Raw genomic sequence first — 20308 nt, 5'->3', positions numbered from 1 at the left:
AGGAGATTTCATGGCTTACGAAACCATCGAGGTGCGCATTGAAGCGGACAAGGTCGGCATCATCACCCTCAACCGGCCCAAACAGCTTAACGCGCTGAACGACCAACTCATGAATGAACTGGGCGCTGCCCTCAAGGCGTTCGACGCTGACGAGAAAATCGGCTGCATGATCGTCACCGGCAGCGAAAAGGCTTTTGCGGCGGGCGCGGACATTGGCGCCATGGCCAAATACAGCTTCGCTGACACCTACAAAGGCGACTACATCACCCGCAACTGGGAGACCATCCGCTCCGTTCGCAAGCCCGTCATCGCCGCCGTCAGCGGCTTTGCATTGGGCGGCGGCTGCGAACTGGCCATGATGTGCGACTTCATCATCGCCGCCGACAATGCCAAGTTCGGTCAGCCCGAGATCAAGCTGGGCGTGATCCCTGGTGCCGGTGGCACGCAGCGCCTGCCCCGCGCCGTGGGCAAGTCCAAGGCCATGGACATGGCGTTGACAGGCCGCATGATGGACGCGACCGAAGCCGAGCGCGCCGGACTGGTCAGCCGCGTGGTGGCTTACGACAAGCTCATGGACGAAGCACTGGGCGCCGCCATCATGATTGCCGGCTTCTCGCAGATCGCTGTCATGGCAGCCAAGGAATCGGTCAACCGCGCCTTCGAGGGCACGCTCGCCGATGGCGTGATGTTTGAGCGCCGCCTGTTCCACGCGCTGTTTGCGACGCAGGACCAAAAAGAAGGCATGGACGCGTTCATGAACAAACGCGCTGCCAACTTCACACACCAATAATTTTTGTTCTATAATTCTGGTTTTCGGTCGTATAGCTCAGTTGGTTAGAGCGCAGCATTCATAATGCTGATGTCGGTGGTTCAAGTCCACCTACGACCACCAAATACAAAAACCCACAGTGCGGCAACCCACTGTGGGTTTTTTCTTTCAGGCGAGCCTCAGAACCTGTTCCTGTGCCCATCGAAGCACAGAGCCGCTTGACTTGTCAGAGGGATATGCCACGCTGGCAACCCCTTCTAAAATTGTGCCTTCAGCCCCTGGATGTAAACCATGAACCGCTGCACCACACCCTCTTCCAGCCGCTACCCCGCCCAGCGGGGGCCCCGCTTTTTCCATGCCGCATGGATGGCCGTGGTGACCTGTGCGGCCCTCTGCGCCGTGGCACCGGCCTCGGCTCAAGTCCAGCCAGGCCTGGGCCTCTCACGCCCGTTCCCCGAAGCCGCACTGCGGGGCACGCTGAGCATCAACACCGCATCCGAAGCCACACTCAATGGCAAGACCATCCGCATGGCCCCCGGCATGCGGCTTTTCAGCCCCCAGAACACCTTGGTCATGGCACACACGGTGCTGGGCCAGACCTTCAAGGTCAACTACGTGCTGGAGAACAGCACCGGCATGCTGCATTCCGCATGGATCCTGACCGAAAGCGAGGCCGCACAGCCCCGCAAGGGCAGCGACGCCATCGTCACCAACATCACGACCGGCTCGGGCGCCGCCCTGAAGTAACTCCTTTCCGGTGCGGCCGCACAGCCACCGCACCGTTGTGACATTCACAGTTTCCGCACCATGCCGGGCGCGGTGTTTGCTTGCTCTCTTGCGAAATTGCCATGGCCAAAAAAGTCTTTATCAAAACCTTCGGCTGCCAGATGAACGAGTACGACTCGGACAAGATGGCCGACGTGCTGAATGCCGCCCAAGGCTACGAGCCCACCCAGAACGTGGACGAGGCCGACCTCATCCTCTTCAACACCTGCTCGGTACGCGAGAAGGCGCAAGAAAAGGTCTTCAGCGACCTGGGCCGCATCAAGCACCTGAAGGCACGCGGCGTGAAGATCGGTGTGGGCGGGTGCGTGGCCAGCCAGGAGGGCGCCGAGATCATCAAGCGCGCGCCCTACGTGGACGTGGTGTTCGGCCCCCAGACCCTGCACCGCCTGCCCGAGATGCTCAACCAGCGTGAACGGCTGGACAAGCCCCAGGTGGACATCAGCTTTCCCGAAATCGAGAAGTTCGACCACCTGCCGCCCGCGCGTGTGGAAGGCGCGTCGGCCTTTGTGTCGATCATGGAAGGCTGCAGCAAATATTGCAGCTACTGCGTGGTGCCCTACACCCGTGGCGAAGAGGTGAGCCGCCCATTCGACGACGTGCTGGTCGAAGTGGCGGGCCTGGCCGACCAGGGCGTGAAGGAAATCACCCTGCTGGGCCAGAACGTGAATGCCTACCTGGGCAAGATGGGTGGCACGGCAGAGATTGCCGACTTTGCGCTGCTGCTCGAATACGTGTCGGACATCCCTGGCATTGAGCGCATCCGCTACACCACCAGCCACCCCAACGAATTCACACCCCGGCTGATCGAGGCCTATGCCAAGCTGCCCAAGCTGGCCAGCCACCTGCACCTGCCCGTGCAGCACGGCAGCGACCGCATCCTGATGGCCATGAAGCGCGGCTACACCGCCATGGAATACAAGAGCACGGTGCGCAAGCTGCGCGCCATCCGCCCCGACCTGGCCATGAGCAGCGACTTCATCGTAGGCTTCCCCGGCGAGACGGAAGACGACTTCAACAAGATGATGAAGCTCATCGACGATATCCACTTTGACAACAGCTTCAGCTTCATCTTCAGCCCCCGCCCCGGCACCCCCGCGGCAGGCCTGCACGACGACACGCCGCACGACGTGAAGCTGCGCCGCCTGCAGCACCTGCAGGGCGTCATCAACGCCAACATCAAGTCCATCAGCGAAAGCCGCGTGGGCACGGTACAACGCATACTGGTGGAAGGTGCCTCCAAGCGCGACGCCACCGAACTGATGGGCCGCACCGAGTGCAACCGCGTGGTCAACTTTGTAGGCCAGCCCCGCCTGGTGGGTCAGATGGTGGATGTGACCATCACCGAGGCCAAGGCCTATACCTTGCGCGGCGAGGTGCTGACGCACGAAACCGCCGCACTGGCCGGCTGACGCGCAGGCACAGACGCCGCGCACGCCGACCCACCTGGCTGCAATGCCCACCCAGAGCCCCCCACCCACGGCACCGCCACCCGCCGAAGGCCTGCTGCATGGCCTCTCCTTCCAGCAACTGTTGCTGCTGGCATTCGTGCTGATTGCAGGCTTGCTGGGAGTCAGCTCACTGAGGGCCTTGCACACGTTGGAGCAGCTCATGGTGCTCAGCCGCCATGGCACGGCCGAGGCCACTGCACTGGCCACGGCCGCACAAGGCCTGAACCAGCGCGGGCAAGCCCTGGAACGTGCGGCGCGGCAGTCCCTGGTGCTGCGCGATGCGCCGCTGCGCCGCAGCTTCGACGACATGGCGGTCGATGCGCTCACCGTAGTGGACCACCTGCAGGCCGCAGGGTTGCCGACCGCGCAGACGCAAGCGTGGCGCACCCACCTGGAGGCCGTCAAAACCCTGCTGGACGCACCACCAGACCGTGCGCTCGACAATGAACGCCTGGTCGCCGAGGAATTTATGGCCCTGGAAACCCTGCACGGCACCATGGTGCAGTCGGTGCAGGACATCAACACCCAACGCAACCAGGCGCTGCAGGACCAGGTGGAGAGCAGCCGCCGCAACGTGACGCACCAGGTAGTGGGCGCCATTGTGCTGGCGTTGGTGTTGGCACTGTCTCTGGGCATCTGGCTGGCGCGACCGTTCAAGCGTCTCGAAGGCGTCATCCGGCAGCTGGGTGAAAACCAGCTGGACGAACCGGTGCTGATCTCCGGCCCGGACGACGTGCGCCGGCTGGGCCAGCGGCTGGAATGGCTGCGGCTGCGACTGCTGGAGCTGGATGCCGACAAGGCGCGGTTCCTGCGCCATGTCTCCCACGAACTCAAGACCCCTCTGGCCGCGCTGCGCGAGGGCGTGGCGCTGCTGCAGGACGGCGTGACGGGCGAACTCACCGCTGGCCAGCGCGAGGTCGCGCAGATCCTGCACCACAACACGCTGCAGCTGCAGGGCGAGATCGAGGCCCTGCTGCGCTTCAACGCCGCCGCCTTCGAGGCACGGCAACTGCAGCGGCGCGACACCGATCTGCTGGCCCTGCTGGAGGCCCAGGTCGAGGCACAGCGGCTGCAGTGGCAGGCCAAGGGCCTGACCGTGCGGATAGAGGGGTCGCCCGTGCGCATGCTGGTCGATGCCGACAAGATCACCTCCGCCGTCAGCAATCTGCTGTCCAACGCCATCCGCTTTTCACCTCCCCAGGGCACGGTGCGGTTGGTGCTCTCGCAACCTCCCGGCCAGGTGCGCCTGGACGTCTTCGACCAGGGGCCCGGCGTGGACCGGGTGGACCGCGACCGCGTGTTTGAACCCTTTTACCGGGGTGTTCGCCAACCGGACGATGCCGTGCGCGGCACCGGCATCGGGTTGTCCATCGTGCAGGAATATGTGCAGGCCCATGGCGGCAGCGTGCGCCTGGTGGACGAAGGCGCACACTCCTTCTTTCGCATCGAACTTCCCCATGCCGCCTAGCACTCCCCCTCTGTCCTCCCACGCGCTGCGATGGCCGCTGCTTGCCCTGGGCGCCGTGCTGGCAGGCTGCGCCACCACCGCGCCCCCACCTGCCCCCTCCAAACCAACTCCGGTGGCCATGATCATTGCCGTGCCTGTAGCTCCGGTGATCGAAGTCGGCGCCACCGAAGCACGCGGTACGGAGACCGATAACAACGCCCCTGTTGCCCTGCTCCTGGCCCAGACAGACCGTGTACTCAAGCTGCCCCCGGCAGAACTCGCCAGGGAAATTGCCCGACTGAGCGAAGCGGAGGACGCCACGGCCGACACGCCGTTGCTATTGGCCACGGCCCTGGCACAAACGCGCCAGGCCGTAGATACCGCCCGTGCGCTGGGCCTGGTGCAGCGCGTGCTGGGCAACACCGGCGCCGCAGCGCAACCCTTGCACCCGCTGGCCCGGCTGCTGGAGGCCCGGCTGCTGCAACAACGCCGGCTGGAGGATCAGCTCGACCGCCAGGCCCAGCAGCTGCGCGACAGCCAACGCCGCAATGACCAGCTCAGCGAACGCCTGGAGGCCGTCCGCGCCATCGAGCGCAGCCTGAGCACGCGCCCAGCACCGTCACCCTCCGCCCCCGCCGCGCCTGCAGCGAGCAATGGCGCGGCGCCACGGCCCGCCCCCTGACCGACCTACCCGCCATGCCCTCTTCCGCCCCCACCCGCGCCGCCCCACCTGCCCGCATCCTGGTGGTGGACGACGACGCCGACATGCTGCGGCTGCTGTCGCTGCGCCTGAAAGCCGCCGGGCACGACGTGGTGGCCGTGAGCTCGGCCGAAGCGGCACTGGCGCATCTGGACATTGCCCGCCCGCAGCTCGTGCTGAGCGATGTGCGCCTGCCTGGGCGCGACGGCCTGGCCCTGTTTGACGAAGTGCGCGCCCGCCACCCCTCACTGCCCGTGATCCTGCTGACCGCACACGGCACCATTCCCGATGCGGTGGAGGCCACGTCGCGCGGGGTGTTTACCTACCTCACCAAGCCCTACGACGGCAAGGAGCTGCTGGAGAAGATTGCGCAGGCGCTGGCGCTCAGCGCCCCTGCCGTTGCGCAGCCGCATGCCGACGAGGACTGGCGGGCAGAGATCGTGAGCCGGTCGCACCGCATGACGGACCTGCTGTCCGAGGCATACATGGTCGCCCAGTCCGACGCCAGCGTGCTGCTGCGCGGCGACAGCGGCTCGGGCAAGGAGCTGCTGGCGCGCGCCATCCACCGCGCCAGCCCGCGTGCGGCGCGTCCGTTTGTGGCCGTCAACTGTGGCGCCATCCCCGAGGCGCTGCTGGAGTCCGAGCTGTTCGGCCACGTCAAGGGCGCCTTCACCGATGCGGTGAGCAACCACAAGGGGCTGTTCCAGGCGGCGGATGGCGGCACCCTGCTGCTGGACGAGATTGGCGACATGCCCCCGGCCCTGCAGGTCAAGCTGCTGCGGGTGCTGCAGGAGCGCGCCGTGCGCCCCGTGGGTGCCAGCCAGGCCACGCCCATCGACGTGCGCATCATCTCGGCCACGCACCGGGACCTGGAGGCCGCCATGGCCAGCGCGCAGTTCCGCGAGGACCTGTATTACCGGCTGAACGTGGTGTCGCTGGTGCTGCCCACCCTGGCCGAGCGGCGCGAGGACATCGCGCTGCTGGCCAACCACTTTCTGGACCGCCTGTCCCGCAAATACGACAAGCGCCTGTCCGGCTTTGCGCCTGAGGCGCTCAAGGCACTGACCACCGCCGCCTGGCCAGGCAACGTGCGCCAGCTCTACAACGTGGTTGAGCAGGTGTGCGCCCTGTCCACCACCCCCCTGGTGCCGCTGACACTGGTGCAGCGCGCGCTGCGCACCCCGTCCACCCAGGTGCTGAGCTTTGCAGAGGCCCGCCAGCGTTTCGAGCGCGAGTACCTGGTGGGACTGCTCAAGATGACCGACGGCAATGTGGCCGATGCGGCGCGGCTGGCGCAACGCAACCGCACCGAGTTTTACCGCCTGCTGCAAAAGCACGCGCTGACGCCTGGACAGTTCAAGCAGGATGCAGGCGACATTGACGATGTCGTGGATGAGCGACACGAGTAAGTCATTGATTTACATGGTGTTTTTATCAAAGCACCCACCCCTTGTCGCCATCCGGCGACAAAAAACGGGGGCCGAGTGGCGCTTACATGCCATTGCACAACTGCTTACACGCAGAGCCCTCTCCAAACCATTGATTTCAAAGCTTTTTTTGCAGCTGGCACAGGGTTTGCCCTATGCCCGGCATGCACGCAGTTTTTCCCTCCTTTTTTCGCCAGATCGGCAGGCGCGCAGGGCCCGCAATGGCCCTGGCCACCGCCCTGCTCCTGCTGGCCGGCGGCGCGCACGCACAGGGCTTTGACTTCGAGAGCGTGACCCGCCTCGCCCGCGACCGCGCCAGCCAACCCTACCGACCCGTGAGCGACAAGCTCCCGGCCGACCTCGCACAGCTCAACTACGACCAGGTGCGCGACATCCGCTGGCGCCCCGATCGCGCCCTGTGGCGGGCCGACAAGCTGCCCTACGAGGCCATGTTCTTCCATCTGGGGCTGTACCAGAAAGAGCCGGTGCTGATCAACGAGGTGACGCCGCAGGGCGTGCGCCACATCCCCTACAGCCGCGCGGACTTTGACTACGGCAAGAACCAGCTGCGGCCCGAGGCCTGGGGCGACCTGGGCTTTGCAGGCTTTCGTCTGCACAACCACCTGAACTCCAGTGCCTACAAGGACGAGCTGGTGGTCTTCCAGGGCGCCAGCTACTTCCGCGCTCTGGGCAAAGGCCAGCAGTACGGCCTGTCGGCGCGCGGGCTGGCCATCGACACCATGGGCGGCCGGGGCGAGGAATTTCCCCGCTTCACCGAGTTCTGGCTGGTACGGCCCGACCCGCTGTCCACCCAGGTCACGGTGTATGCACTGCTCGACTCGCCACGCGCCACGGGCGCCTACCGTTTCGACATCCAGCCCGGCGCGCAGACCACCACCACGGTGCGCAGCCGCATTTTTGTGCGAGCCGCTTCTGGCAACCCACCCGTCGCCACACTGGGCGTTGCGCCGCTGACCAGCATGTTCTTCTTTGGCGAGAACCAGCCACGCAAGGAAGACTTCCGCCCCGAAGTGCATGACTCCGACGGCCTCATGGTCGCCACGGGCGAGGGCGAATGGCTGTGGCGCCCGCTGCAGAACCCCCGGCAGACGCTGGTCACCTCGTTCGCCACCAGGAACCCAAAAGGCTTTGGTCTGATGCAGCGCGACCGCCAGTGGAGCAGCTACGAGGATGTGGAAGCCCGCTACGAACGCCGCCCCAGCGCCTGGGTGCGCCCGCTGCATGACTGGGGGGCCGGCCGCGTGGAGCTGGTGCAGCTGAACACCCCGGATGAAACCCACGACAACGTCGTGGCGTATTGGGTGCCCGCCCAGATGCCAGCCCCCGGCCAGCCGCTGGAACTTGCCTATGAACTGAGCTGGCAGGGCGATGAGCAGCAGCGCCCACCCAGCGCCTGGGCCACCCAGTCGCGCCGCGGCATGGGCTACACCAAGTTGTCGGCCCAGGAACTGCGCCAGCAGGTGCAGTACGTGGTCGATTTCGAGGGCCCTGCCCTCAAGGCCCTGCCTGCCGAAGCCAGTGTGAAGGCCGTAGTGACCAGCGATGCCAACGGCAAGGTGCTGGAAAACATTGCCTACCGCAACCCCGCCACCGGCGGGTGGCGCATGACCTTTCGCATCCAGCGCCTGCAGGCCGACCGGCCAGTAGAGCTGCGCGCTTTTCTCCAACACGATAACCACGCTGTGAGTGAAACATGGACGCACATCAGTCTTCCCGAGTAAGCCCTCATGACCCCCACGGCACCCACGCATCCACAGGCCCGGCCGTGGTCGCGCGGCGCGGTGTGGCCTACCCCCGGCCAACCCCCAGCCGACGCAGCACGTTGCGCGAAGAGCGTCACCCCAATGCGGTGACGGCACCGCCCCTGCACCGCGGCTCCATGGTGCCCCTGCCCTGGCGCGGCTTCTGGAACAGCGTAGGCACCGCCGTGCTGCTGCGCCTGACAGGCCTTACATCTCCGCAACCCGCATCGACTACGGTGGCACAAGCTCCCGCTGAATCCACCGCCGCTTGGCAAGGCGCAGCGCAGCGCCGCCGCTGGACGTTTGCGCTGCTCACCGTGCTGACCACCGCACTGGCCAGCACCCTGTTTGCCAGCGTGCAGCCCGACTATGAAAACGCGTGGCTGGGCTACGGCCAGATTGCGTTGTTTGCGCTGCTGTCCGCCTGGGTGGTGACCGGCTTTTTGACCGGACTCATGGGCTTTTGGGTGATGTTGCGCGGCGACCGGCATGCGTTGTCGGCACGCAGCGTGGCAGATCACGCGCTGGCTTCCGACGCCCGCACTGCCATCATCATGCCGATCTGCAACGAAGACGTGGCCACCGTGTTTGCCGGGCTGCGCGCCACCTGCGAGTCGGTGGCCGCCACCGGCCACGGCACCACGTTCGATGTGTTTGTGCTCTCCGACAGCAACGACCCCGCCATTGCCCGCGCCGAGCGCGCCGCCTGGGAAGAGCTGCGCAGCGCCCTGGCGCAGCACAGCCAGCAACCCCAGGTGCAGGTGTACTACCGCCTGCGCACACGCCGCACCCACCGCAAGTCGGGCAACGTGGCCGACTTCTGCCGTCGCTGGGGCAAGGACTACCGCTACATGGTGGTGCTGGACGCCGACAGCGTGATGAGCGGCGACTGCATCGTCTCCATGGCCAAGCTGATGGAAGCCAACCCCACGGCTGGCATCATCCAGACCGCTACGCAGGCCATCGGCCATGTGACGCTGCACGCCCGCGCGCAGCAGTTTGCCTCGCGCGTTACGGGTCGCCTGTTCACTTTGGGCATGCAGTACTGGCAGCTGGGCGAATCGCACTACTGGGGCCACAACGCCATCATCCGCGTGGCACCGTTCATGCAGCACTGCGCGCTGGCGCCCATCCCCGGCAAGGGGGGCCTGGCCGGCGGCATCATGTCGCACGACTTTGTGGAAGCCGCCCTCATGCGCCGCGCGGGCTACCACGTGTGGCTGGTAGGCGACCTGATCGGCAGCTATGAGCAACAGCCGCCCGACCTGCTGGCCGAGCTGCAGCGCGACCGCCGCTGGTGCCAGGGCAACCTGCAAAACGCGCGCCTGATGGCCGAGCCCGGCATCCACGCGGTGCACCGGTCCATGTTCGTCACCGGTGCCATGGCCTATCTGTCGGCGCCGCTGTGGCTGGCCTTCATGACTCTCGGTACAGCGCTGTGGCTATCGGGCGCCAAGCTGGTAGCGGACTGGCACATCCTGCCTGCCGAGCTGCTCGCCCTGTGGGTCTGGACCTTGTGCCTGCTGTTCTTGCCGCGCATCCTGGGCGTGGCCGCAGTGTTCATGCGCCGCGAGCAAAAGCAGTACGGCGGCGCTTTCAGCCTGCTCAAGAGCGCCGTGCTGGAGAGCGTGATGGCCATCCTGCAGGCGCCGGTGCGCATGCTGGCGCATTCGTTGTTTGTGTTGATCGCGTTGACCGGCCTGAAGCTGGAGTGGAAGTCGCCCCCGCGCGAAGCCCATGCCGTGCCCTGGCGCCACGCCGTGCGCCAGCTCGCTCCCATGAGCGCGGTGATCGCCCTGCTGGCTGCGGGCGTAGCGCTGATCGACAGCAGCGCGCTGTTGTGGCTGATGCCCGTGGGCCTGCCGCTGGCGCTGGCGATTCCGCTGGCGGTGTGGACCAGCCAGATCGCACTGGGCCGGGCGCTGCGTGCCCAGCGACTGCTGCTGATTCCCGAGGAGTCGTGGTCCCCTCCAGTACTGCGCCGTGCCTGGTTGCACGCCAGCCGGCTGGCACGGCCCGTGGCGTTGCAAGCAGCCTGAGGCACCGCGCAGAGCCACCATCCACCGACCCACAAAAAAAGCCGACGCATGTCGGCTTTTTTATTCACTCATATTTTCATAGCACTCCAGGCATATGGTTGTAGCGCCTGGTGCCAAAAAGGCTTGAAAACCCTTCAGAAAGGCATCTTGGGCATGCCTCCGCCGCCCATGCCCTTCATGCCGCCCATCTTCTTCATCATCTTCATCAGGCCGCCGCCCTTCATCTTTTTCATCATGCCCTGCATCTGCTCGAACTCCTTGAGCAGGCGGTTGACTTCCTGCACATGCACACCCGCCCCGTTGGCGATGCGCTTCTTGCGCGTGGCCTTGATGAGTTCGGGCTTGCGGCGCTCCAGGGGCGTCATGCTCTGGATGATGCCTTCCTTGCGCTTGATGTCTTTTTCGGCCTTGTCCATGTCCAGCGAACCCGCCTTGGCGGTGAGTTGGGAGGGCAGCTTGTCCATCAAGCTGGAGAGCCCTCCCATCTGCTTCATCTGCTGGATCTGCGAGAGAAAGTCGTTCAGGTCGAACCCGTCACCGCTCTTGACCTTGGCCGCCAGCTTTTGTGCGGCCTCCATGTCCACCCCGGCCGTCACCTGCTCCACCAGCGCCACGATGTCGCCCATGCCCAGGATGCGGCCCGCATGGCGCTCTGCGTCGAACACTTCCAGGCCTTCGATCTTCTCCGAGACACCGGCAAACTTGATCGGAGCCCCCGTGATCTGGCGCACGGACAGCGCGGCACCGCCGCGCGAGTCGCCGTCCAGCTTGGTGAGCACGATGCCGGTGAGGGGCAGCGCCTCCTTGAAGGCCTTGGCGGTGTTGATGGCGTCCTGGCCCTGCATGGCATCGACCACGAACAAGGTTTCGACCGGATTCAGCGCGGCGTGCAGGTCCTTGATTTCCTTCATCAAGGCTTCGTCGATGGCCAGGCGACCGGCCGTATCGACCAGCAGCACGTCAAAGTAGTGCTTCTTGGCGTAGTCCAGCGCGGCGTGGGCAATGTCAAGCGGCTTCTGGTCGGGCGTGCTGGGAAACCATTCGGCACCGGCCTGCTTGGTCACGGTCTTGAGCTGCTCGATGGCGGCCGGGCGGTACACGTCGCCCGACACAGTCAGCACCTTCTTCTTGCGCTTTTCAATCAGGTGCTTGGCCAGCTTGGCCGTGGTGGTGGTCTTGCCCGCACCTTGCAGGCCGGCCATCAGGATGACGGCGGGCGGCTGGGCGGCCAGGTTGATGTCGGCCACGCCCTCGCCCATGGTGGCGGCCAGTTCGCGGTTGACGATGCTGACCAGCGTCTGCCCGGGCTTGAGCGAACCCAGCACCTCCTGGCCCAGGGCCTTTTCCTTGACGCGGGCGATGAAGTCGCGCACCACGGGCAGGGCCACGTCGGCTTCGAGCAGCGCCATGCGCACTTCGCGCAGCATGTCCGTGACATTGGACTCGGTGATGCGGGCCTGGCCACGCATCTCCTTGACGAGGCGCGTGAGTTTGTCGGTAAGGGCGGAGGCCATAGGGGTGTTTCCGGTATTGGCTGCGCGCCGTCAACAACGGCGTTGTGCGCGCGGCCCCGCCAGGGCGCTGGCGGTGGGCGAAAGGCTAAACTGTGCCCATGATTTTAACGAGTAGCTCTCCGGTCAGTTGGCTGCTGGCCCTGGCCGCTGCCGTGGCTTATGCCGTGCCTGCCGCCGCAGCCTCCCGCCTGGGGGCCGCAGCGGCGCGCAATGCACTGCTGGTGGCGTGGTTGCTGCATGGCGCCGTGCTGGTGTGGGGCCTGTGGGGCGAAGCGCCCCGGTTCGGTTTTGCGCCCGCGCTGTCGATGACTGCATGGCTGGTGCTCACGGTGTATGCCGTGGAGCGGCAGTTGTTTCCGCAAATGCAGTCGCGCTGGGTGCTGGCAGGCCTGGGCGCGGCAGCCATTGTGCTGGCCATGTTGTTCCCGGGGCAGCCCCTGCACGTGGCTGCATCGGCCTGGCTGCCCTTGCACCTGGCCTTGGGCATTGCGTGCTATGGGCTGTTTGCAGCCGCCGTCGTGCACGCCTGGCTCATGACACGCGCCGAACGCCACATCCGACAGGCCGAAGACCCGCACAGCGGCATCCCGCTGCTCACCCTGGAGCGACTGACCTTCCGGTTCGTGACGGCAGGGTTTGTCCTGCTCACCGCCACCTTGATGGCCGGGTGGCTGTTTGGCGAGACGCTGTATGGCCGGGCCTGGCGGTGGGACCACAAGGCCGTGTTCTCGATGCTCTCGTGGCTGACCTTCGCCACCCTGCTGCTGGGCCGCGCGCGGTTTGGCTGGCGGGGCCGCAATGCGGTGCGTGTGTTGTATGCGGGCTCGGCCCTGTTGCTGCTGGCCTATGTGGGCTCGCGTTTTGTATTGGAAGTTGTTCTGGGCCGCAGCACATGAAATACCTGGTCTTGTTGGTCGTCATCGCGGTGGCGGTGGGTATCTGGCGCAGTCGCCGTGCTCCTGATGCCGCAGTGCCCAAGGCGCGCCCCACACCGCCGGCCCTGCCGCAAGACATGCTGGCCTGCGCGCACTGCGGCGTGCACGTCCCGCAGGCCGAAGCCCTGATGCTGGGCAGCCAGGCCTATTGCAGCGCCGAGCACCGGCGCCTGGGCCCGGCCTGAGCGGCGCGGCCCCGTTGTGACCATGCAAGCCGTGTCCGCAGGTTCCCTGCCGCCTTCGGCAGACGCGCCCTTCGCGCGGCTGTGGCTGGGTTTCCTCACCGGCCGCGTCATGGTGGCCCTGGCGCTCCTGGTGCTGCAAGGTGCCGGGCAGCTCATCAATCAAGCGGTGGGGCCCACCCTGCTGGCGGTCTGCGTGGCCTACCTGGTGGCTACGGTGGTCGTGCGTGTGCTCTCGCGCCGGGGCCCACCCTCGCCGAGCGCAGGGGCGCAGTGGCTACCCTCCATCGGGGTGGACCTGGCCGCGATCACCGCGCTGCAGCTCTTGCATGCGGGCACCATGAACTACACGCCGCTGTTCGGCCTGCCCATCTTGATCGCTGCGGTGATGGGCACGCTGACGCTGGCCCTGGGCACCACTGCCGCGGTCACCCTGCTGCTGTTGGGCTGGGCCTGGTGGGTGGGACAGTACAGCACGGGAGACGAAGGGCAGCGCTACCTGCAAAGCGCACTGACCGGCACGGGCTACTTCATCGTGAGCTACCTGGTGCACCAGCTGGCGACCCGCCTGGCGCGCGAACAGGAAGTGGCACAACAAAGCCAGGTGGCGGCGCGCGTTCAGACCCAGGTCAGTGCATTGGTCATCCAGAATCTGACCGATGGTGTGCTGGTGGTGGACGAAAGCGATGTGGTGCGCATTGCCAACCCGGCAGGGCTGCAGCTGCTGGGCGGCATGGCGCTGACCGAGTTGCCGTTTGCCCTCACATCCACGGCTCCTTGGCACCCCTTGGTGATCCTGGCGCGGCGCACCTTCCGGCACGAACAACCGCAGACGGCCGACGTCGATCTGCTGCACGAAGGCCAGAGCCCCACCGGTCTGCATGTGCGCACCTGGCTCACATCCACCCGCAACGCGGCCTTGCAAACGCGCTCCGAGCGGCTGTGCGTGATGTTCCTGCACGACCTGCGGGAAATGGAAGCGCGGCTGCGCACCGAAAAACTCGCGGCCATGGGCCGCATGTCCGCCGCAGTGGCCCATGAGATCCGCAACCCGCTGGCGGCCATCGTGCAGGCCAATGCCCTGCTGGAAGAAGACCTGCACGACCCCGCACAAAAACGGCTGGCGCACATGGTGCAGCAAAACGCCGACCGCCTGGCCCGCATCGCCGAAGAGGTGCTGGACATTGCCCGCGTACAGCACCAGATCAGCCATGCCCCTGCCTCGACCGTGGCGCTGGACGAGACGGTCGCCCAGATCTGGAACGACTGGCAGGCCCAGGACCCCGCCCGGCGGCGCGCCCTGGTGTCGCTGGACACGGGCGCCACCCAGGTGGAGTTTGACGCCGAGCACCTGCGTCGGGTGCTCGTCAACCTGCTGGACAACGCCCTGCGCTACATGGGACCGGAGCCCGACTCGTTGTCGGTGACCACGCGCAACACGCCCGCTGGCCAGGTCAGCCTGCAGGTGTGGAGCGACGGTGCCCCGATGGACAAATCCGTGGAGCGGCATTTGTTCGAGCCCTTCTTCTCGTCGGAGAGCCGCTCCAGCGGCTTGGGTCTCTATATTTGCCGGGAGCTGTGCCAGCGCCATGGCGCCTCAATCAGCTACCAGCGCCTGAACCGCCACACCGCACGCGGTGACATCGGAGGCAACGCCTTTACTGTGGGCTTCCGCCGCACGACCCGCCCCGCCGACAATGCCTCCTTGTTTGACACCATCGTGGTCTGACTGCCGCCTCCATGAACGCCCCTGCCGCCTCCATCCTTGTCGTTGACGACGAACCCGATCTGCGCACCCTGTACGAGCTCACCCTGCTGCGCGAGGGGTACCGGGTCGAGACCGCGTCGAGCGTCCAGGAGGCGCGTGATCAACTCAAGGCCCACCGCTTTGACGCCGTGATTACCGATATGCGGCTGCCCGACGGGTTTGGCATGGAGCTGCTGCAGGACCTGCGCGACCAGCAACGGCGCGAACGCTGCGTGGTCATGACCGCCTACGGCTCGGCAGAGAACGCGGTCGAGGCGCTGCGCGCCGGGGCCTTCGACTACCTCACCAAACCCGTGGATCTCAAGCAGTTCCGCTCGGTGGTGGCATCGGCCATCCAGGGTACCGGCGGCGTTCCGCCTCCGCGTGCAGCGCGCACCAGCGGGTCGAGCCGCTCGGCCAACGCGGCGGTAGGTAACGAATTCGGTGGCGCCAACGCCGCCCTGGACCGCCTGGTGGGCGAGTCTGATGCCATCCGCAACGTCAAGCAGCGCGTGGCCAAGGTATCGCGTGGCATGGCGCCGGTGCTGATCCATGGCGAGTCGGGCACGGGCAAGGAGCTGGTGGCCCAAGCCCTGCACGCCAGCAGCCAGCGTGCTGACGGGCCCCTGGTCGCGGTGAACTGCGGGGCCATCCCCGAGAACCTGCTGGAAGCTGAATTTTTTGGCGCCCGCAAGGGCTCCTACACCGGCGCGTCGCAAGACCGTGACGGCTACTTCCAGGCCGCACGCGGGGGCACATTGTTCCTCGACGAAATCGGCGACCTGCCGCTGGCCATGCAGTCCAAGCTGCTGCGCGCCATCCAGGAGCGCAGCGTGCGGCCACTCGGCTCCACCCAGGAAGAGACGGTGGATGTGCGCATTGTGAGCGCCACCCACCGCGATCTGGCGGCCGATGTGCAGGCCGGCCGGTTCCGCCAGGACCTGTACTACCGGCTCAATGTGATCGAGATCGTCATCCCGCCGCTGCGCGAGCGCCGCGAGGACCTGCCCGCACTGTGCGCAGCGCTGCTCACCCGCATTGCCCACGAGTCGGGCATGCCGGTGCCCCAACTCACCGACCGGGCACTGAACGCCATTGCCGCCCACCCGCTGACCGGAAATGTCCGCGAGCTGGAAAATCTGCTGCACCGCGCAGTGGCATTGAGCGACGGGGACGAGTTGCAGGTGGATGCGCCAAGCGGCGCGTCAGATGTGCAGATGGCACGCCTAGCACCGCCCACGCTTGTGCCCGCGCCAGAGGGATCGGCGGTGTCCGCCGCCTTCTCTGCCGGGCCCCACGCTTCGACGTCTGCAGACACAGGCCAGGGCCCTCAGCCCCTGGCCAACGGCTGCACGGTGCCACTGCCCAGCGACCTGCAGGCCTGGTTGGACCAGCAGGAGCGGGAGATCCTGATCCGCGCGCTGAAAGAAGCCGGGTTCAACCGTACCGCCACAGCCGCACGCCTGGGCATCAGCCTGCGCCAGATTCGCTACCGCATCGCCCGTCTGAACATCGCCGTGCCCAATGACCAGGACCCGCATGACGAACTGGGCTGACAGTGCACCAGCGGCAGACATGGCGCCCTGGGAGGGCGGCTGGTACAGGACCGCTCAGCGGCTAGCATCTCCGAACCACGGGCCGCGCCCGGTACAGACCTCGCAAGTCGATCTGATCGTGGTGCATTCCATCAGCCTGCCGCCGGGCGAATACGGCGGCGGTGCCGTGCAACAGCTGTTCACCAACACCCTGGACTGGGATGCGCACCCCTACTACCAGGGCATCCGCGGATTGCAGGTCTCCGCGCATTTTTTCATCGAGCGCACCGGGGTGCTGTGGCAGTTTGTGGATTGCGACCTGCGCGCCTGGCATGCCGGGCAATCGTTCTACCGGGGGAGGAGCCAGTGCAACGACGATTCCATCGGCATTGAACTGGAAGGCCTGGAGGGCCTGCACTTCGAGTCGGCACAGTACGAAACCCTGGCCAGGGTCTGCCAGGACATTGCGCTGCGCTATCCCATCGAGCACATCGCAGGGCATGAACACATTGCCCCGGGACGTAAGTTGGACCCAGGCCCGGGCTTTGACTGGCCACGACTGCAAGGGGCGTTGGACTGGCCCGCGCAGCGATTCCCGCTGAACACGCGGGCGGACCCCTTGCAGCTTCGCTGACGCCGCACTTTCACTGTCGTACGGGCGCATCAAGACATTTTTTCTTTGTGCGCTTGCACATATTTTTGCAGCCAAGCGCTGCGCGGCCTGGCGCAGGAAATCCGCCGCCAAGGTACGCCACTGCACGGTTTTGCATCGCCCACATCGCATTCACAAGGGCTCGCCACAGGCACCGGTTGCGTACGCAACGGGGTTGAGAACATGCTGTTTCGGTTTTGGGGACTCATTCCGGCGGTACACTACCGGTAGTGTCTTGAACCGCCTCGACACACCATATATAGTGTGCACCAGACTGAAGTCCGGTGCAGCACCCACACACTGCGGCGGCACTCCAGGCCGCACGCCCACTCCAGACAGCCCACAGAAGAGGACCCCCATGCAAGCTGCTTTGAACACGCCTTCCCCATCGCCCACCGCTTCTGCGGATGCCGCCACGCACGCTGCAGCGGCCGCAGCTTCCGGGCACCCGCTCACGCATTACCAGATCATTCGCCGCAACGGCGCGGTGGTGCCGTTCGAGCCCCAAAAAATTGCGGTGGCGATGATGAAGGCGTTTCTGGCAGTGCACGGCACGCAGGGCGCTGCCTCTGCCAGCGTGCGTGAGGTAGTGGACACGCTCACCCAGAACGTGGTCCGCGCCCTCATGCGCTCGCGTCCTGGCGGCGGCACCTTCCACATTGAAGATGTGCAGGACCAAGTCGAGCTGGGCCTGATGCGCGGCGAGCACCATGAAGTCGCCCGTGCCTACGTGCTGTACCGCGAGCGCCGCACGCAGGAGCGCGCTCACCACCTGGAACAGCTAGCACCCGCCACCCCGGTGCTGCACGTGATCGACAACGGCCAACGCGTGCAGCTGGACATCCTGCGCCTGCACGCCTTGATCGAGTCGGCCTGCGCCAACCTGGGCGCCGACATCCAGGCAGCCCCCATCGTCGCAGAGACCATGCGCAACCTGTATGACGGCGTTCCCATGGACGAGGTCTACAAGGCTTCCATTCTGGCGGCCCGCACCCTGATCGAAAAAGATCCTGACTACACCTACGCCACGGCCCGCCTGCTGCTGCACACCATCGTGCGCGAGGTGCTGGGGCGTGACGTAGCCCAGAGCAACATGGGCCAGGCCTACAAGGACTATTTCCCCACCTTCATTCAGAAGGGGGTGGACAACGAGCTGCTGGACGAGCGCCTGCTCAAGCAATACGACCTGAACCGCCTGGGCGCCGCGCTCAAGGCCGAGCGCGACCTGCAGTTCGACTACCTGGGCCTGCAGACGCTGTACGACCGCTACTTCCTGCACGTCAAGAAGACCCGCATCGAGCTGCCCCAAGCCTTCTTCATGCGCGTGGCCATGGGCCTGGCGCTCAACGAAACCGACCGCGAAGTCCGGGCCATCGAGTTCTATGAAGTGCTCTCGTCGTTCGATTTCATGTCGTCCACCCCCACGCTGTTCAACAGCGGCACGCTGCGCTCGCAGCTGTCGAGCTGCTACCTGACCACGGTGCCCGACGACCTCGATGGCATTTACGAGTCGATCAAGGAAAACGCCTTGTTGTCCAAGTTTGCTGGTGGCCTGGGCAACGACTGGACCCGCGTGCGCGCCCTGGGCTCGCACATCAAGGGCACCAACGGCGAATCGCAGGGCGTGGTGCCCTTCCTCAAGGTGGTCAACGACACGGCCGTGGCCGTGAACCAGGGCGGCAAGCGCAAGGGCGCCGTCTGCACCTACCTGGAAACCTGGCACCTGGACATCGAAGAGTTCCTGGAACTGCGCAAGAACACCGGCGACGATCGCCGCCGCACGCACGACATGAACACGGCCAACTGGATCCCTGACCTGTTCATGCGCCGCGTGATGGAAAAGGGCACCTGGACGCTGTTCTCCCCTTCTAACGTGCCCGACCTGCACGATCTGTTTGGCGCCGACTTTGAAAAGGCCTATGTGGCCTACGAAGAAAAGGCTGCACGCGGCGAGATCAAGCCCGCCAAGACCATCCAGGCCACGGACCTCTGGCGCAAGATTCTCACCATGCTGTTCGAGACCGGCCATCCCTGGATCACGTTCAAGGATGCCTGCAATGTGCGCTCGCCCCAACAGCACGCCGGTGTGGTGCATTCCTCTAATCTGTGCACCGAGATCACGCTCAACACCAGCGACACCGAAACTGCCGTGTGCAACCTCGGCTCGGTGAACCTGCTGCAGCACATCAAGAACGGCCAGATCGACCACGACAAGCTCAAGAAGACCATCACCGTGGCCATGCGCATGCTGGACAACGTGATCGACATCAACTACTACGCAGTCAACAAGGCCCGCGACTCCAACCTGCGCCACCGCCCCGTGGGTCTGGGCGTGATGGCTTTCCAGGACAGCCTGTATGCGCTGCGCATTCCTTACGCCTCGCAAGAGGCGGTGGAATTTGCCGACAAGTCGATGGAAGCCATCTGCTACTACGCCTATTGGGCGTCCACCGAGCTAGCCAAAGAGCGCGGCAAGTACTCGAGCTATAAGGGCTCGCTGTGGGATCGCGGTATCCTGCCTTTCGACACGCTGGACATGCTCTCGCAGGCCCGTGGCGGGTATGTGGAAGTGGACCGCTCGTCCACGCTGGACTGGGATGCCCTGCGCAAGAAGATTGCACTGGACGGCATGCGCAACTCCAACTGCGTCGCCATTGCCCCCACGGCCACCATCTCGAACATCATTGGCGTTGATGCCTCGATCGAGCCTTCGTTCGGCAACCTGTCGGTCAAGTCCAACCTGTCGGGCGAGTTCACGGTGATCAACGGCGGCCTGGTGCGTGACCTCAAGCGCCTGGGCCTGTGGGATGACGTGATGATCATGGACCTCAAGCACTTCAAGGGTTCGCTGCACCCCATCGACCGCGTGCCCCAGGACATCAAGGCGCTCTACTCCACAGCCTTCGAAGTCGAACCCCAGTGGCTGGTGGAAGCCGCATCACGCCGCCAGAAGTGGATCGATCAGGCGCAAAGCCTCAACATCTACATGGCCGGCGCGTCGGGCAAGAAGCTCGACGACACCTACAAACTGGCGTGGGTGCGCGGCCTCAAGACCACCTACTACCTGCGCACCCAAAGCGCTACGCACGTCGAAATGAGCACCGTGAACACACGCCAGCTCAATGCAGTGTCATCGGGCAATGACAGCGGCGCATCGGCAGCTTCAGCCACCGCAGCGGCCAAGCAAAACCCGCTAGAAGCCGCTGCCGCGACGGCCTCTCAGCAGGCTGCAGCTGTGCCAGCCACGGACGTCAAGTTCTGCGCCATCGACGATCCTGGCTGCGAGGCCTGCCAGTAAGCACATTGCCAGCAACGCATCGGGCTCGCCCGAGGCGTTGCTCCGGTGCTGTGAAGCAACAAAACC

General features: G+C 65.5%; 15 protein-coding genes and 1 tRNA gene. 15 read left to right on the top strand and 1 reads right to left on the bottom strand.

Features of this window, described 5'->3' with window-relative positions; all coding sequences use genetic code 11:
* The first annotated feature begins 10 nt into the window (after positions 1 to 10).
* The 9 genes from C8C96_RS08815 to mdoH all read left to right on the top strand — a co-directional run bounded on the left by C8C96_RS08815 (position 11) and on the right by mdoH (position 10379).
* Positions 11 to 790, top strand: a complete 780-nt coding sequence (locus C8C96_RS08815; protein ID WP_121942068.1) for an enoyl-CoA hydratase — start codon at positions 11 to 13, stop codon at positions 788 to 790.
* 25 nt (positions 791 to 815) lie between these two features.
* Positions 816 to 892, top strand: a tRNA-Met gene (locus tag C8C96_RS08810).
* A 168-nt stretch (positions 893 to 1060) separates the two neighbouring features.
* Positions 1061 to 1516 (top strand): hypothetical protein, encoded by a 456-nt coding sequence (locus C8C96_RS08805; RefSeq protein WP_056066296.1) that lies wholly within the window; start codon positions 1061 to 1063, stop codon positions 1514 to 1516.
* A 101-nt stretch (positions 1517 to 1617) separates the two neighbouring features.
* Complete coding sequence (gene miaB / locus C8C96_RS08800) at positions 1618 to 2964, top strand: tRNA (N6-isopentenyl adenosine(37)-C2)-methylthiotransferase MiaB (RefSeq protein ID WP_056066299.1); 1347 nt, start codon at positions 1618 to 1620, stop codon at positions 2962 to 2964.
* Positions 2965 to 3007: 43 nt separating this feature from the next.
* The gene (locus C8C96_RS08795) at positions 3008 to 4471 is read left to right on the top strand and encodes an ATP-binding protein (RefSeq protein ID WP_121942067.1); all 1464 of its coding nucleotides are present in this window, start codon (positions 3008 to 3010) and stop codon (positions 4469 to 4471) included.
* Positions 4461 to 5132: a hypothetical protein gene (locus C8C96_RS08790; RefSeq protein WP_233584195.1), complete on the top strand. Its 672-nt coding sequence runs from the start codon at positions 4461 to 4463 to the stop codon at positions 5130 to 5132. The genes C8C96_RS08795 and C8C96_RS08790 overlap by 11 nt, the downstream gene beginning before the upstream one ends.
* A gap of 14 nt (positions 5133 to 5146) precedes the next feature.
* A complete protein-coding gene (locus tag C8C96_RS08785; RefSeq protein WP_121942066.1) occupies positions 5147 to 6559 on the top strand; it encodes a sigma 54-interacting transcriptional regulator in 1413 nt (470 codons plus the stop codon).
* A gap of 239 nt (positions 6560 to 6798) precedes the next feature.
* Complete coding sequence (locus C8C96_RS08780; RefSeq protein ID WP_121943939.1) at positions 6799 to 8319, top strand: glucan biosynthesis protein G; 1521 nt, start codon at positions 6799 to 6801, stop codon at positions 8317 to 8319.
* A complete protein-coding gene (gene mdoH / locus C8C96_RS08775) occupies positions 8292 to 10379 on the top strand; it encodes a glucans biosynthesis glucosyltransferase MdoH (RefSeq protein ID WP_233584194.1) in 2088 nt (695 codons plus the stop codon). Before C8C96_RS08780 ends, mdoH begins: the two co-directional genes overlap by 28 nt.
* A 134-nt stretch (positions 10380 to 10513) precedes the next feature.
* Here mdoH and ffh read toward each other — a convergent pair whose 3' ends face one another.
* Complete coding sequence (ffh, locus tag C8C96_RS08770) at positions 10514 to 11893, bottom strand: signal recognition particle protein (protein WP_121942064.1); 1380 nt, start codon at positions 11891 to 11893, stop codon at positions 10514 to 10516.
* Positions 11894 to 11991: 98 nt separating this feature from the next.
* Here ffh and C8C96_RS08765 point away from each other — a divergent pair, with 98 nt between their 5' ends.
* The 6 genes from C8C96_RS08765 to C8C96_RS08740 all read left to right on the top strand — a co-directional run bounded on the left by C8C96_RS08765 (position 11992) and on the right by C8C96_RS08740 (position 20242).
* Entirely contained in the window at positions 11992 to 12789 is a 798-nt protein-coding gene (locus tag C8C96_RS08765; protein ID WP_121942063.1) for an inner membrane protein YpjD, read from the top strand.
* Positions 12786 to 13013 (top strand): PP0621 family protein, encoded by a 228-nt coding sequence (locus C8C96_RS08760; RefSeq protein WP_121942062.1) that lies wholly within the window; start codon positions 12786 to 12788, stop codon positions 13011 to 13013. Before C8C96_RS08765 ends, C8C96_RS08760 begins: the two co-directional genes overlap by 4 nt.
* Before the next feature lie 22 nt (positions 13014 to 13035).
* Positions 13036 to 14739: a nitrogen regulation protein NR(II) gene (locus tag C8C96_RS08755; RefSeq protein ID WP_121942061.1), complete on the top strand. Its 1704-nt coding sequence runs from the start codon at positions 13036 to 13038 to the stop codon at positions 14737 to 14739.
* Between the two features lie 11 nt (positions 14740 to 14750).
* Complete coding sequence (locus C8C96_RS08750) at positions 14751 to 16313, top strand: sigma-54 dependent transcriptional regulator (RefSeq protein ID WP_099729316.1); 1563 nt, start codon at positions 14751 to 14753, stop codon at positions 16311 to 16313.
* Positions 16297 to 16926 (top strand): 1,6-anhydro-N-acetylmuramyl-L-alanine amidase AmpD, encoded by a 630-nt coding sequence (ampD, locus tag C8C96_RS08745; RefSeq protein WP_056746905.1) that lies wholly within the window; start codon positions 16297 to 16299, stop codon positions 16924 to 16926. Before C8C96_RS08750 ends, ampD begins: the two co-directional genes overlap by 17 nt.
* A gap of 376 nt (positions 16927 to 17302) precedes the next feature.
* Positions 17303 to 20242: a ribonucleoside-diphosphate reductase subunit alpha gene (locus tag C8C96_RS08740; RefSeq protein WP_121942060.1), complete on the top strand. Its 2940-nt coding sequence runs from the start codon at positions 17303 to 17305 to the stop codon at positions 20240 to 20242.
* Positions 20243 to 20308: the final 66 nt, after the last annotated feature.

Source organism: Acidovorax sp. 100 (genome assembly GCF_003688355.1).
GTDB lineage: Bacteria > Pseudomonadota > Gammaproteobacteria > Burkholderiales > Burkholderiaceae_C > Acidovorax > Acidovorax delafieldii.
Note: the sequence above shows the minus strand (reverse complement) of the source record. Positions and strands in the feature narration are given on the sequence as shown.